Origin of the sequence: Neorhizobium galegae (genome assembly GCF_021391675.1) — a bacterium.
Taxonomy (GTDB): Bacteria; Pseudomonadota; Alphaproteobacteria; order Rhizobiales; family Rhizobiaceae; genus Neorhizobium; species Neorhizobium galegae_B.
The window spans coordinates 1,342,531-1,356,005 of the sequence record NZ_CP090095.1 but is presented as its reverse complement, the minus strand read 5'-3'; the positions used below and the strand labels follow the sequence as shown (position 1 = coordinate 1,356,005).

The following is a 13,475-nucleotide window of genomic DNA, read 5'->3' as shown; positions in this document are numbered from 1 at the left end:
TGGAAATGTCATGCGATTCCCACCGGTCACGACACGCGAATCGCAACAAGTGATTCCATTCCAGCCGCTTCAGTGATTCTCAGTAGCCCGAACGCTGATTGCCGGCGCCGCCGCCACGGCCGTAACGGCCGGCCAGCGATCGCAGCGCGCCGGAAAATTCGGTGACATCGGCACCGACGGCCACGAAACTCGCGCCGAGATCGAGATAATGGCGGTTCAGGGTTTCGCTGAACGTCAGGATGCCGGCCGCCTTGCCGGATTTCACGATCGTGCCGATCGCCTTCTCGATCACCTCCTGGACCTCCGGAGCCTCCATGCGGCCGAGATAACCCATGTCGGCCGAAAGATCGGCCGGGCCGATGAAGACGCCGTCGACGCCGTCCACCGCGGCGATGTTCTCCAGGTCGCGGATCGAGGCCATGGTCTCGGCCTGGACGATCAGGCAGATCTCGTCGGCGGCCGTCTCGGCGTAGTCGGGAATGGAATTGAAGCCGGAGGCGCGGGCGACTGCGGCACCGACGCCGCGCACGCCGCGTGGCGGATAACGCACGGCCCGGACGAGTTCCCTCGCCTGTTCGGCCGAATCGACCATCGGCACCAGCAGCGTGCGGGCGCCGATGTCGAGCATCTGCTTGATGACCCAGGTCTCGCCGATCGGCGGCCGCACCACCACTTCCGAGGGCGAGGTGGCAAGCGCCTGCAATTGCGCCAGGATGCTGCGCAGGTCGTTCGGCCCGTGCTCGCCGTCGATCACCAGCCAGTCGAAACCGGCATGGCCGGCGATTTCGGCGGTCAGCGCCTCGCCCATGTTCAGCCAGAGACCGATCTGCGGCTGGCGGGCCTTCAGCGCCGCCTTGAAGTGATTCTTCGGAGACGGCATGGCGTTTCCCTTCAGGAGAGGAGCTGTTTCAGGTCGGCGGCCGGATCGGCGAGGATGGCGCGGCTGGGTTCGATGCCGCTGTCGAGCAGCTTCTTGCCGCTCACATAGGCCTTGGCGTCGTTGATCGCGTCGACGGCGATGAAGCGGCCCTGGCGAAAATACCAGATCGACAGGCTGCCTTCGCGGGCGCCCTTGCGCACCAGCGTCTCGTCATACCCCATGTTGAAGCCGGCGATCTGCAGCTTCACATCGTATTGGTCGGACCAGAACCAGGGCTTTGCGTCATAGGGCGCGGAGCCGCCGGCGAGGATCGCTGCGGCGGCCTCCGCCTGATCGACGGCGTTCTGTACCGATTCGAGACGGATGCGCTCGCCTTTCCAGGGCAGCATGGCGCAGTCGCCCATGGCGAAGATCGACGGATCCGAGGTGCGGGCGAACTCGTCGACGATCACGCCGTTGCCAACTTCGAGGCCGCATTCCTGTGCCAGTTCGTCGTTCGGCTTCACGCCGATGCCGACGATGACGAAATCGACCTCGAGGGTGCTGCCGTCGGAGAGTTCAGCGGCGCGCACGTGATTCCCTTCCGGGCCGCTTCCGCCGATCAGGCGGTGCAGGCCGGTCTTTTCGCGGATGACCACGCCGTGGCTGTCGTGAATGGCGCGCATCACGTCGGCGGTCTCTTTTGCAGCAACGCGCTGGAGGATGCGGTCGGCCATTTCGATCAGCGTCACTTCGAGGCCGAGATGGCGGGCGACGGCGGCCGCTTCGAGGCCGATATAACCGCCGCCTATAATAAGGAGCCGGCGGCCCGGTTTCATCTCGCCGGCGAGCAGGTCGGCATCGCGCTTGTCGCGCACGGTGAAGACGCCGTCGAGATCGCCTCCGACACTTGCCGGCAGCGTGCGCGGCGTCGAGCCGGTGGCGAGCGCCAGAGTGTCATATTCGATGACCGCGCCATCCTGCATACGGACGGACTTTGCCTTGCGGTCGATCTCCTCGACATAGGTCGAGAGCAGAAGCTCGACATCGTGTTCGGCAAACCAGGTTTCGGGCCGGAAGGTCAGCCGCTCGAACTCCATTTCGCCGAGCAGATATTTCTTGGAGAGCGGCGGGCGCTGGTAAGGGATCACGCTTTCCGAACCGATGATCGTAATCGGCCGCGCATCCTTCAGAGCCCGGAGTTTTGCAGCGAGCGCGAAACCCGCCTGGCCCGCGCCAATTATCACCAACCTGCCCGTCACGTCTCGCTCCCCATACTGATCATGGTTTTCGTTGAGATAGCACCATTAATCCGATCGAAAGGGGTATCCCCGCGACATCGCTCCGTCAACAACGCGACATCGGCGATTACACGCTTTGCGTTCGCAGCTGTTCCATACGGAAAGGAAAAACCGCTTCGCCAGCGATCAGGTGCCAGATTTTTCGGCGATTTTCCGCCTATCCGGTCGCATTTTATCAATCCGTTTCAGAATGTGTCAGCGGAGGAGGAATATAGTCACAGAGTAGGAATGAAAACGGGAGGGCGTCATGCCCTTGAATATGGACCAGCACACCAGAAAAGACGGCCCCCGAGACCAGGCTTTCGAGAAGTTCACGATCGACCGCCCCGGCAAGGTCATCCTTGTCGGTCATCACCTCAGCACCAAAACGAGCTTCCGCTGCCTGATCCGCAGCATCTCGCTATATGGTGCGGAAATCGAGGTCGGCCCGACCCTGCCGATGCCCAACAACTTCTTCCTCGAAATCCTCGGCATCCATGACGACATCGGATGCACGGTGATCCGCCGCGAGGAAGAGAAGGTTACAGTCGGCTTCAACATGCTGATCGACGCCGAATTTCTGCATCACGTGATCCGGCTGAGCTTCGAGACCAGCCACTGACCGGCACGTCGTAATGCTGCCGGCGGGCATTCTTCGCCCGCCGCCTATAGCGGCCGTTCGTCAACCACGACAGAAGCGGCACAGCCCAGAGCAGCCCGCGCCATTCGGCGCCCTCCAGGGGATCGGCAAGAGGATCGGTCATCGGATCCCGCCGCCCGCTCCGGCAGCGCCGGCCCTTCTCCTCGTTCAATTGATCCCAAAATTTCACCCGGTTGAGAAGCATGGCAATCACTCCATCTATGATGTGATGCCATCGAGCTAGTGGTTTGCCGCGCCGGCTTGTAGACGCGCCGGCGAAAGCCGCTTTTCATCCATGAACGATGGGAAGATCACCGGTGAAACGATAGGGTGCCTGATATGACGGACGCGGGCTGGGACGATCTCAAACTGTTCCTGCATGTGGCGAGCGAAGGGGCCTTGAGCGCCGCTGCCGCCCGCACGGGCCTCAGCGCCCCGACGATCGGCCGGCGGATGCTGGCGCTCGAACGGGCAACCGGCCGGACCCTGTTCGTGCGCAGCCAGCAGGGCTACCGGCTGGCGCCGGATGGAGAAACGCTGCTCGAACATGTCCGCGCCATGCAGAAGACGGCCGACAGCATCGCCGACTGGAAGGCGCAGGCCTTTGCCATGCCGATCGTTTCGATCGGCGCCGATGCCTGGCTTTCCGGTTTCGTCAGCGATCATACGTCCGAGCTTCGAGGTAGGGAGGACCGGTTCCGGCTCTGCTGCAAATCGCTGCACAGGGGGCTCGATTTCACCTATCGCGAAACGGATGTCGGGATCGTCGGTCGAAGGCCTGAATCCGGCAATGTGGCGATCCGCCGCTCGGTCACTGTCGCACACTGTATATATAGAGAGGATAGTCTTGCCGAAGACGAGACAATGCCGTGGGTTTCGATCGGCACCGAAAGCTCCCATTCGCCGGCCGACAAATGGGTGTTTCAGCATCACGAGGCTGATATCCGCACCTGGACCAATTCGCCGGAACTGCTGCTGCGGCTGATTGCGAGCGGCAACGGGCGCGGCGTGCTGCCGTGCTTCATTGGCGATTCTGCCCCCGCCCTGGTGCGCGAGGGCGGCATCATCGCAGAGCTCACCTATACCATGTGGATCGTCGCCAATGACGACGACCGGCACCGGCCGGAGGTACATCAGGTCATCGAAAGGCTCGGCGCACTTTTCAAACGGGAGGCGGAAAGATTTAGCGGCGATCAAGCCTAATCGAGCCCAAGCAGACTTGCATGCCGGTGAATCGATCCTATTGTGTGCCGATTTTAAAAGAACCGGAACTGAAGTCCATGCCTGCATTCTTGCGCTTTACACCGCTGATCAGCGCCCTTCCCGCCACCGTCCCCTTCGTCGGACCCGAGGCCATCGAGCGCAATCGCGGTCTCATGGTGAAAGCGCGCATCGGCGCCAATGAAAACGGCTTCGGCCCTGCACCTTCCGTCATCGAAGCGATCGGCGCTGCGGCGGCAAGCACCTGGAAATATGCGGATCCGGAAAACTTCGAACTGAAGCAGGCGCTCGCCGCGCATCTGGGCTGTCAGGTCAACAATGTTGCCGTCGGCGAAGGCATAGACAGCCTGCTCGGGCTGATCGTCCGGATGGTGATCGAGCCGGGCATGCCGGTCGTCACCTCGTTCGGTGCCTATCCGACGTTCAACTTCCATGTGGCGGGCCATGGCGGCCGGCTGGTGACGGTGCCTTATGTCGACGACCGCGAGCATCTCGACGGGCTGATGGAAGCCGTTCGCCGCGAAAACGCGCCGCTGGTCTATTTCGCCAACCCCGACAATCCGATGGGAAGCTGGTGGGATGCCGACAGCATCGTCGCATTTGCCAAGGCGCTGCCGGAAACCTGCCTGATGATTCTCGACGAAGCCTATTGCGAGACAGGCCCGGCTGGCGCGACGCCCGATATCGCCGCCCTGATCGACCGGCCGAACATCATCCGCACCCGCACCTTCTCGAAGGCCTACGGAATGGCCGGCTCGCGGGTGGGGTATGCGATCTCGACGCCCGGCACGGCCCAGGCCTTCGACAAGATCCGCAATCATTTCGGCATGAACCGGATCGGCATCGCCTCGGCACTCGCGGCGCTGAAAGACCAGGCCTATCTCGGCCAGGTGATCGGGCAGATCAAGGCCTCGCGAGACCGGATCTCCGCCATCGCTGAAACCAACGGCCTGAAGCCGCTGGCGTCTGCCACCAATTTCGTGGCGATCGATTGCGGCCGCGACGGCGCCTATGCGCGCTCGATCGTCGATGGGCTGATGGAGCACGGAGTTTTCATCCGCATGCCGGGTGTCGCGCAGCTCAACCGCTGCATCCGCGTCAGCACGGGCCCGGAATCGGACATGGCGCTGTTCGAAGAAGCCCTGCCGACGGTGCTGAAGAGCCTATAGGCCATACGAAAACGACCGCGCCGGCCTTGTTCCTGCCGGTCGCGGTCTCAATTTCAGGCGGTCGTCCCCGTCCAGACCCGACCGTCCTATCTCCCGATCCCCTTTTGGGTGCTGTCTTTTGGATTGTTCTCCCGCCGGCCCTCTTGCGGGGCCGGTCAATTCGTCGACCACGGCGCTCCTGAAGTCGCTCAGTGCATGGTCATCCATTCGCGAGCGGCGCGGAGTGCTGCGGCCAGCTGCATCTTGCTCATTGTCTGTGCGAGGTCAGCGCGCAGTTCGGCGGCGCGGTCGGAGCCCTTGATCGCGGCGATGTTGAGCCATTTGTGAGCGGAAACGAGATCGACGTCGCAACCACGGCCGGTCGCATACATCAGGCCCATTTCGCAGAAAGTGTCGGCGCGGGTTTCGCCACCCATGGTGGCCATTCCGGAATTGTTCATTTCAAAGCGTGCCATCGGTTTGATCCCTGTTAAAGCCTGTTGTCCGTCGTCTGCCCTGTTTTTGCCCTTTCGGGCTCCGTCCGGATCACCGTCTTCAAGCGGCTGTTTCGATCCTTCCGGCCGGCGGTTTTTCCCGCTCGTTTGATGACTTCACTATGCGCCAAACCTTCCAAAAGACGCCTAAAAAGCATGATTAATTCAATGAAAACAAAGATAAAACACTTCGTAAACTTGAGCTTTTGTTAAACATGGGATGCCTTGCATTTTAAGGAGTTTGCGGAGATTTTTACGAAAAGTTTAGAAAACGATTTAAACCGAACGCTAACTACGAATACGGTTCGGTTCGGCGACCCCGTCTCCAGGGCTGTGGAAAACCCAGCCTTCCCGACCGCTGAAATTCCGCCCTATCGGGCCAAACCCATATTTACCTTTACGTGTGCGTAAGATAAATTTCGGCACAAGTTCGTACAGAGGGGTGCGCACTGGAGGAAACCGCGCTGTCTGTCTGCTCTCGAAGAGCTCAGCGGCGGAAGCGAAGGAGGAAAACAATCATGATGCGCAGACTGATGCTTGTTGCAGTGCTGACACTTGCCGCGACCGGAGCCCGAGCCGCAGAGCCGATCGAAGGCAATTGGAAGACCGCCAGCGGCGAGACCGCGGTGATCGGCAAATGCGGTACCGCCTATTGCGTGACGCTGAAGACCGGCAAACATTCGGGTAGGCAGATCGGCAAGCTCTCCGGCAAGGACGGGGAATATAGCGGCGAGATCACCGACCCCGCGGAGGACAAGACCTATAGCGGGTCGGGCTCGGTCAATGGCAATTCGCTCAAGATGAAAGGCTGCGTTCTCGCCATCCTTTGCAAGTCGCAGACCTGGACGCGCCTCTAAGCCGATCGCCCAAATATCGTCCCATATAAGAAGTGCAGAGATGGCCGCGCCGGCAATGGCACGGCCATTTTTCGTTTCCAACCGTCAAGGAGTGCCTGAATATTTTGCTGCGCCGCATCAAGAAAAGGCAATTTGATCACGCAAACGGCATCGATTTTGGGCGTAAAAATTCGCAAAATTTCAATGTCACAGTTTTGTGAAAAGCTTGAATACCTATTGAACACGATTTATGCCACACAAAAGCCACTAAAATGACACGATCTCCGAAAAATTACACGCAATCGGTGCAAATTCTTTCATAGCCACATATCCTACTGATTTTGCTGGTTAATTATCTTACCAAATCGTAACTTAATCGATTTATTCGTGGCTTTTCTCAAGAAATGACCGCGATATGCACTTTTTGCGCGCATTTTTACCGGCCCGTTTTCGCTGTCAACGTTTCGTTGACAGCAGTCGCCGAAATGAGGGGCTTTCGGATCGAACCGATCGGTCCGATATCAGCATCGCAAACAGAAATTCACTCTGGTTCGAACCCAAGACCGAACCGAACATAACCCAAGGATAAAGACAATGACCAAGATCACTTCCGCTATCGCCGCAGCCCTTATCGCTTCGGCCTCGTTCGCTTCCGTCGCCCTCGCTGAAGGCGACTATTATGAAGGCGCCTCCAAGGCATCCGCCACCGTCGACCATGTTCAGACCGGCAGCATTGCTCAGGATCAACAGAATCAGGTCCCGGCTTCGATCGGCCGCGGCGAATATTATGAAGGCGCAAACCGCCCGAACTAACCGCAGCTCATTCAAGATACCGAAACAACCTCCGCAGGCCAGGTCGCAAACTTTGAAGCCGCGGATAACTCTGAAGGGACTACCACAATGACCAGGATCACCTCCGCTATCGCCGTAGCCCTCATCGCTTCGGCTTCGTTCGCTACCGCCGCTCTTGCTGAAGGCAACTACTACGAAGGCGTTACTCCGCCGTCGGCCGGCCAGCAGCACCCGGCAACACATCAGAAGGCCAAGGGTTCGGCCAGCTACGGCTACACGGGCTCGGTCTCCAACGCCCAGGGTTCGAACCAGTCCTTCGACGGCACGGTCACCCTGAACCATGGCGACTACTATGAAGGCGCCAACCGCCCGAACTAACTGCAGCTTATTCAAGATATCGAAACAATCTCCGCAGGCCAGGTCGCAAACTTTGAAGCCGCGGATAACTCTGAAGGGACTACCATCATGACCAAGATCACTTCCGCAATCGCCGCAGCCCTTATCGCTTCGGCCTCGTTCGCTTCCGTCGCTCTTGCCGAAGGCGACTATTACGAAGGCGCCTCCAAGGCTTCCGCTGCCGTCGACCACGTTCAGACCGGCAGCATCGGCCAGAAGGCCGACGCTCAGAAGGCCGACGTCAACAGCGGCGACTATTTCGACGGCGCCAACCGCCCGAACTAACCGCAGCTCATTCAAGATACCGAAACAACCTCCGCAGGCCAGGTCGCAAACTTTGAAGCCGCGGATAACTCTGAAGGGACTACCACAATGACCAAGATCACTTCCGCTATCGCCGCAGCCCTTATCGCTTCGGCCTCGTTCGCTTCCGTCGCTCTTGCCGAAGGCGACTATTATGAAGGCGCCTCCAAGGCTTCCGCTGCCGTCGACCACGTTCAGACCGGCAGCATCGGCCAGAAGGTTGATTCCCAGAAGGCCGACGTCAACAGCGGCGACTATTTCGACGGCGCCAACCGCCCGAACTAACCGCAGCTCATTCAAGATACCGAAACAACCATCCGCAGGCCAGGTCGCAAACTTAAAGCCGCGGAACACTCTGAAAGGACTACCACAATGACCAGGATCACTTCCGCTATCGCCGCAGCCTTCATCGCTTCGGCTTCCTTCGCCACCGCCGCTCTCGCCGACGAAGGCGACTATTACGAAGGCGCACAGCCCACCCAGCAGGCTCAGTCCGTCCATGGCGCTCGCGTCGACAGCTTCGGCTATACCGGTTCGATCGCTCGTGCCAACGGTTCCGCCCAGTCGAACCAGTCGTTCGACGGCACGGTCACCCTGGACCGTGGCGACTATTACGACGGCGCAGTTCGTCCGAACTAACCGTCTCCTATTCAAGATACCGAACATATGTCCGCAGGCCGGGTCGCAAACTCACTGCCGCGGGCAACTCTGAAAGGCATAAGACAATGACAAAGATCACTTCCGCTATCGCCGCAGCCCTGATCGCTTCGGTTTCGTTCGCCGGTGCAGCACTTGCTGAAGGCGACTATTACCAGGGCGCCCAGAAGACTGGGCCTGCCACATCCATCGATCGCCTGAACACCGGCAGCATCGATCGTCAGGACGGCAAGCTTCCGTTCAACAATGGCGGCGGCCGCGATAACCGTGCTTCCGATCTGGACAGCGGCGACTACTACAGCGGCGTCAACCGCCCGAACTAACCCTGAAGGTCGTTCGCCATCGATAGCCGCACAGAGCCTTGCCCGGTGCGGGATCAAACAGACAGCAAGTATACGGAAAAATGAAATACCAGCCGCGCGAGCGGCTGGTATTCGCAGTTCATTCAAGACACCGATTGGAAAGACGGGTCGCAATCGTCTTTCCGGTGCGTGATGGCCGGACTCTGAAACCCGCCATCGAGTTCAAGATTAAGTGAAGCTTTTCCACGAATCAATCACGTTGATGCTCTTCTTCGTGAGATTTCCTGCATTTGGCACTGCGCCGCCGGTTTCCCGCAATATTGCAGGCTTTTTTGCCGCTCAAAAAAAACCGCTAGTTGGCGGCTCCACTCCATTTCTATTGGAACGATCCTCCCTTCCAGGAATTTGTACCTCGGACGGAGCGATGAACCTATCGCTTCGCACCATAAGAACAGATGGAAAGGACAGGAAAATGAAAGCCTATCTCACTTCCGGTATTGCCGCTCTTATCATTTCGGCTGGTTTCGCGGGTGCCGCCGCCGCACAAAACGCGGTCTATTCGGACCCGGACGGCCTGCCTCACTCGCCGCCGACCATCCAGCAGGATCGCGGTCAGGATCGCGGTCAGGGCGTGGACACCATGTCCACCGGCAGCATCTATCCGAGCGCCGGCTACATGTACAACAACAACGCGAGCGGCAACGCCGATCTCGATGGTGGACAGGACGAAGGCGATTATTACGACGGTACGTTGCGTCCGCATAACTAAGCAGTTGCTTCAAGATACCGCATCTCGCGCAGGTCGCACCGATGCGCGGGATGACCTCTCCACCGACAGACCAATTTCAAGCCGGCCCTCGTGGCCGGCTTTTTCATGAACGCAGTGCTCTGCGGGGTGTGCCGACGCCTCCTGCGAACGGATGAAGCCAGCGACGGAGACATAGACGATTCGTCGCGCCTTCCTGTCCCTTCTGGCGTTAACCATTCTGAACGCTGGATGAAACTCTCTCTCAGGACGCATTCAGCCCCGCGCCTTTATTCTGCCGTCATTGGCTTTGGGGAGAGAACCATGACCATCCTTGCACGCCGCCTGACAATCGTAACGCTGATCATGACCATTTTCGCATTCGCCTTTGCCGCGCTCGTCGCCGTTCCGGCGCGCAACGATCTGCGCGTGCATCTTGGCACCGTGGTGCCCTGTTATCATCCCGCCACGCCGAACTGCGTCGCGGCGCTTTGAAAAAGTTCAGGTATTCAATCGGCGGGAGCCTTTCAACGTCGTTTGATTGTTAATGAGTTCCCTCTATAATAGCGCATGAACACACGAATCTTTTCCTTGACCCCGCTTTCCTTCATCAGCCCGAGCCCGGTAGAGCCGCGCGCCTTCGACAATCCGGTCGAGGCGGTCGATGCCCTGACCGAACTCTACGAACGCAATACGAAATTCCTGATCGACGCGTTCGGGGCGCTTGCCGATGGTGCTGCCGTGACCGGCCGCTACCGTGCCTGCTATCCCCAGGTCAGCATCGAGACGACATCCTTCGGCCACGCCGACTCGCGCCTCTCCTACGGCCACGTCTCGTCGCCCGGCGTCTATACCACGACGATCACCCGACCGAAGCTGTTCCGGCATTACCTGAAAGAGCAGCTCGGCCTCTTGATGCGCAACCACAGCGTTCCGGTGACGATTTCGGAATCGACGACGCCGATCCCGCTGCATTTCGCCTTCAGCGAAGGCGCGCATGTGGAAGCATCGGCGACCAGTTCGCTCGCCGACATCTCATTGCGAGACCTGTTCGACACGCCGGATCTCAACAACACCGACGACCTGATCGCCAACGGCGAATACGACCAGGTGCCCGGAGAGCCGGCGCCGCTTGCGCCGTTCACCGCCCAGCGCATCGACTATTCGCTGGCCCGCCTCAGCCACTATACGGCGACCAGCGCCGATCATTTCCAGAATTTCGTGCTGTTCACCAACTACCAGTTCTACATCGACGAATTCGCGGCCTGGGCCCGTGAGATGATGGCAAAGGGCGGCGACGGTTACACGGCCTTCGTGGAGCCCGGCAATATCGTCACGCTTGCCGGCTGCGACAGGCCGGAAACCGATGCGGTTGTCCGCCTGCCGCAGATGCCTGCCTATCACCTGAAGAAGAAGGGGCACGCGGGCATTACGCTCGTCAATATCGGCGTCGGGCCTTCGAACGCCAAGACGATCACCGACCATATCGCCGTACTGCGACCGCATGCCTGGCTGATGGTCGGCCATTGCGCTGGCCTGCGCAACAGCCAGCGCCTGGGTGACTATGTGCTGGCGCATGCCTATGTGCGCGAGGACCACGTGCTCGACGACGACCTGCCGGTGTGGATCCCGATCCCGGCGCTTGCCGAAGTGCAGCAGGCACTCGAAAGCGCCGTCGAGGAGGTCACCGGCTACCAGGGCTTCGAGCTGAAGCGGATCATGCGCACCGGCACGGTCGCGACGATCGACAACCGCAACTGGGAACTGCGCGACCAGCGCGGGCCTGTGAAGCGGCTCTCCCAGTCAAGGGCAATCGCCCTCGACATGGAATCGGCGACGATTGCCGCCAACGGCTTCCGCTTCCGCGTGCCCTATGGGACGCTGCTCTGCGTCTCCGATCGGCCCTTGCACGGCGAACTGAAACTGCCCGGCATGGCGACCGCCTTCTACCGCACCCAGGTCAGCCAACACCTGCAGATCGGCATCCGCGCCGTGCAGAAGCTCGCGGCGATGCCGACCGAGACGCTGCATTCGCGCAAGCTGAGAAGCTTTTACGAGACGGCGTTTCAGTGACATTGTCATGATTTAGGACTATATTCTGGTGTCTCCGGAGGGCTCCTGATGCGCATGTCCTTGAATATCGATGACGACCTCTTGAACGAGGCGAAGCAGATCACCGGCTTGCCGGCCACGGCAACCGTGGAGGAGATTCTTCATCATCTGGTCACGAACGAACGCCGACGCCAGGCTTTCAATGAGCTTGCAGGCACGGGCTGGGACGGTCCGCATCACAGCCGGCCGACCTTTGAGACCCTGGCATCCGAATTTCGGGCCCTGACAGCCAATCGCGATCACGCGCCTTCCGAAATGCTGATGCGCGAAGGACGCGAGGAGCGGTGACGACCTTCGTGGTCGATGCGAGTGTCGTCATCAAATGGGTGATCCAGGAGACAGGGACCACTGAGGCATTGTCCCTGCTCGACGGCAATGCGCTGGTCGCCCCGGATCTGATCCTGGTCGAATGCACCAACATCCTTTGGAAAAAGGTACGACGAAAAGAGCTTTCCGCCCCCGAGGCGCATTTCGCCGCGCGGCTCATCGAAGGCTCGGACCTGCAATTGCGGGAAATGCTGCCGCTTCTGACCGCCAGCCTCGAACTGGCGATCGAACTCGACCATCCGGCCTATGACTGCATCTATCTGGCGCTTGCGCTCAAGGAAAACCTGCGCTTCGTGACCGCCGATGAAAGCCTCGTCCGGAAGCTGCGGCAAAGCTCCGACAAGAAATTCCGGGACGTGGCGATATCGCTGGGCGAATTGGCTTAACGGCGATCGCGTGTCGGCCTCGCCACCAGCAATGACAGCGCCGTCCCCACCAGCGACGACACGATCACCAGGAGATGCGTATTGACGGCCGCCTGGCCGAGTTCCGCCAGGGGCAGTCCGGCGGTGCCGGCGCCGAAGGCGATGGCGCCGGCGGTGATGCCGGCTGGATAGGTGCCGACGCCGGCGGGGGCGTGGACCGGTAGGACGGAGGAGAGCTCGCCGCCGAGGGCGCCGCCGAAGCTTGCGGCAACGGACAGGCCGCCGAGCAGGCCGAGGACCCAGGCGAGGACGGCGATCTTGGTGAACCAGTTGATCAGCGTCGCGCCCCAGGCGCGGGCGAAGGCTTTCGCATCGAGCGGCAGGCCGGCTTCGACCTCGTCGAGCAGTTTTTTCGCTTTGTTCGGAAGGGCCTTGGCCGCAAGACGGAAGGCCTGGCCGCGCAGCACGAAGGTAATTGCCGGCAGGATGAGGAAGGCGAGCCAGAGCGCCCAGGCCCAGAGTTTCCCTGTCTGCAGCGCCAGCCCCGTGCCGGCGGCGGCGAGCAGCGCATGCAGGTCGAAGAGCCGCATGACCAACAGCGCCGCGGTGCTGCGCGCAACGCCCAGGCCGAACTCGCGCTTCATCAGCAGCGGAAAACTCGCCTCGCCGGTGCGGAAGGGCAGCATGATGTTCAAGAGGTTATGGACCTGGACGAGCCTCAGCAGCGTGCCGAACCGGCCGCCGGTCTCGGCCGGAAAGTAGTCGTAGATACGCCAGGTGCGCAGAACGTAGGTGCCGAGCAGCAGCGCCAGCGCTATCGCCGCCGAGCCCCAGCCGGCGCTGCTCCACAGCGACACGACGCTCTGCCAGCCCCAGACCCACTGGATGAAAGCGGCGTAGACCAGAATGATCGCCACCGTTGCGAGCGTCATCGCGTGGCGAATTATCCACGCCCGGCGGCTGGCAACCGGAGAATTCTTCATATAGTAGGGTGCCCC

The 13,475-nt window shown here is 60.4% G+C and carries 19 protein-coding genes; 15 read left to right on the top strand and 4 right to left on the bottom strand.

Annotation, left to right across the window (positions count from 1 at the left end):
• Positions 1-79: 79 nt before the first annotated feature.
• Complete coding sequence (locus LZK81_RS06740; protein WP_233955597.1) at positions 80-880, bottom strand: aldolase/citrate lyase family protein; 801 nt, start codon at positions 878-880, stop codon at positions 80-82.
• A gap of 11 nt (positions 881-891) precedes the next feature.
• The gene (locus LZK81_RS06735; RefSeq protein WP_233955596.1) at positions 892-2,121 is read right to left on the bottom strand and encodes an NAD(P)/FAD-dependent oxidoreductase; all 1,230 of its coding nucleotides are present in this window, start codon (positions 2,119-2,121) and stop codon (positions 892-894) included.
• Positions 2,122-2,407: 286 nt separating this feature from the next.
• Between LZK81_RS06735 and LZK81_RS06730 the strand changes: the two genes are divergently transcribed.
• From LZK81_RS06730 to LZK81_RS06720, 3 genes are all read left to right on the top strand, one after another.
• Positions 2,408-2,761 (top strand): PilZ domain-containing protein, encoded by a 354-nt coding sequence (locus tag LZK81_RS06730; RefSeq protein WP_046605705.1) that lies wholly within the window; start codon positions 2,408-2,410, stop codon positions 2,759-2,761.
• 357 nt (positions 2,762-3,118) lie between these two features.
• Entirely contained in the window at positions 3,119-3,982 is an 864-nt protein-coding gene (locus tag LZK81_RS06725) for a LysR family transcriptional regulator (protein WP_233955594.1), read from the top strand.
• A 77-nt stretch (positions 3,983-4,059) separates the two neighbouring features.
• On the top strand, positions 4,060-5,169 hold the full coding sequence (locus LZK81_RS06720) for a pyridoxal phosphate-dependent aminotransferase (protein WP_233955593.1): 1,110 nt from the start codon (positions 4,060-4,062) through the stop codon (positions 5,167-5,169).
• A gap of 188 nt (positions 5,170-5,357) precedes the next feature.
• Here the strand turns inward: LZK81_RS06720 and LZK81_RS06715 are convergent, their stop codons facing one another.
• Positions 5,358-5,624 carry a sel1 repeat family protein gene (locus LZK81_RS06715; protein ID WP_007758903.1) on the bottom strand — a complete coding sequence of 89 codons (267 nt, stop codon included), beginning with the start codon at positions 5,622-5,624 and terminating at the stop codon, positions 5,358-5,360.
• A gap of 536 nt (positions 5,625-6,160) precedes the next feature.
• On the opposite strand from LZK81_RS06715, the gene LZK81_RS06710 reads away from it, so the two are divergent.
• From LZK81_RS06710 to LZK81_RS06655, 12 genes are all read left to right on the top strand, one after another.
• Complete coding sequence (locus LZK81_RS06710; protein ID WP_046628262.1) at positions 6,161-6,499, top strand: DUF2147 domain-containing protein; 339 nt, start codon at positions 6,161-6,163, stop codon at positions 6,497-6,499.
• 573 nt (positions 6,500-7,072) lie between these two features.
• The gene (locus LZK81_RS06705; RefSeq protein ID WP_046605709.1) at positions 7,073-7,291 is read left to right on the top strand and encodes a hypothetical protein; all 219 of its coding nucleotides are present in this window, start codon (positions 7,073-7,075) and stop codon (positions 7,289-7,291) included.
• Positions 7,292-7,378: 87 nt separating this feature from the next.
• A complete protein-coding gene (locus LZK81_RS06700) occupies positions 7,379-7,648 on the top strand; it encodes a hypothetical protein (RefSeq protein ID WP_233955592.1) in 270 nt (89 codons plus the stop codon).
• Between the two features lie 87 nt (positions 7,649-7,735).
• Positions 7,736-7,951, top strand: coding sequence for a hypothetical protein (locus LZK81_RS06695; RefSeq protein WP_046628265.1), 216 nt, complete (start codon positions 7,736-7,738; stop codon positions 7,949-7,951).
• A gap of 87 nt (positions 7,952-8,038) precedes the next feature.
• Complete coding sequence (locus LZK81_RS06690; RefSeq protein ID WP_233955591.1) at positions 8,039-8,254, top strand: hypothetical protein; 216 nt, start codon at positions 8,039-8,041, stop codon at positions 8,252-8,254.
• Positions 8,255-8,341: 87 nt separating this feature from the next.
• Positions 8,342-8,608, top strand: a complete 267-nt coding sequence (locus LZK81_RS06685; RefSeq protein ID WP_046607638.1) for a hypothetical protein — start codon at positions 8,342-8,344, stop codon at positions 8,606-8,608.
• Positions 8,609-8,694: 86 nt separating this feature from the next.
• Positions 8,695-8,949 carry a hypothetical protein gene (locus LZK81_RS06680; RefSeq protein ID WP_046607639.1) on the top strand — a complete coding sequence of 85 codons (255 nt, stop codon included), beginning with the start codon at positions 8,695-8,697 and terminating at the stop codon, positions 8,947-8,949.
• Between the two features lie 451 nt (positions 8,950-9,400).
• Positions 9,401-9,697 carry a hypothetical protein gene (locus tag LZK81_RS06675; RefSeq protein WP_233955590.1) on the top strand — a complete coding sequence of 99 codons (297 nt, stop codon included), beginning with the start codon at positions 9,401-9,403 and terminating at the stop codon, positions 9,695-9,697.
• 300 nt (positions 9,698-9,997) lie between these two features.
• Entirely contained in the window at positions 9,998-10,168 is a 171-nt protein-coding gene (locus LZK81_RS06670) for a hypothetical protein (protein ID WP_172724099.1), read from the top strand.
• Positions 10,169-10,243: 75 nt separating this feature from the next.
• Positions 10,244-11,746, top strand: coding sequence for an AMP nucleosidase (gene amn, locus LZK81_RS06665; protein ID WP_046607641.1), 1,503 nt, complete (start codon positions 10,244-10,246; stop codon positions 11,744-11,746).
• 48 nt (positions 11,747-11,794) lie between these two features.
• Positions 11,795-12,073 (top strand): type II toxin-antitoxin system VapB family antitoxin, encoded by a 279-nt coding sequence (locus LZK81_RS06660; protein WP_233955589.1) that lies wholly within the window; start codon positions 11,795-11,797, stop codon positions 12,071-12,073.
• Positions 12,070-12,498 carry a type II toxin-antitoxin system VapC family toxin gene (locus LZK81_RS06655; protein ID WP_046628270.1) on the top strand — a complete coding sequence of 143 codons (429 nt, stop codon included), beginning with the start codon at positions 12,070-12,072 and terminating at the stop codon, positions 12,496-12,498. Before LZK81_RS06660 ends, LZK81_RS06655 begins: the two co-directional genes overlap by 4 nt.
• Here the strand turns inward: LZK81_RS06655 and LZK81_RS06650 are convergent.
• Positions 12,495-13,460: a lysylphosphatidylglycerol synthase transmembrane domain-containing protein gene (locus LZK81_RS06650; protein WP_233955588.1), complete on the bottom strand. Its 966-nt coding sequence runs from the start codon at positions 13,458-13,460 to the stop codon at positions 12,495-12,497. The two genes, LZK81_RS06655 and LZK81_RS06650, sit on opposite strands and share 4 nt — an antisense overlap.
• Between the last annotated feature and the right edge of the window lie 15 nt (positions 13,461-13,475).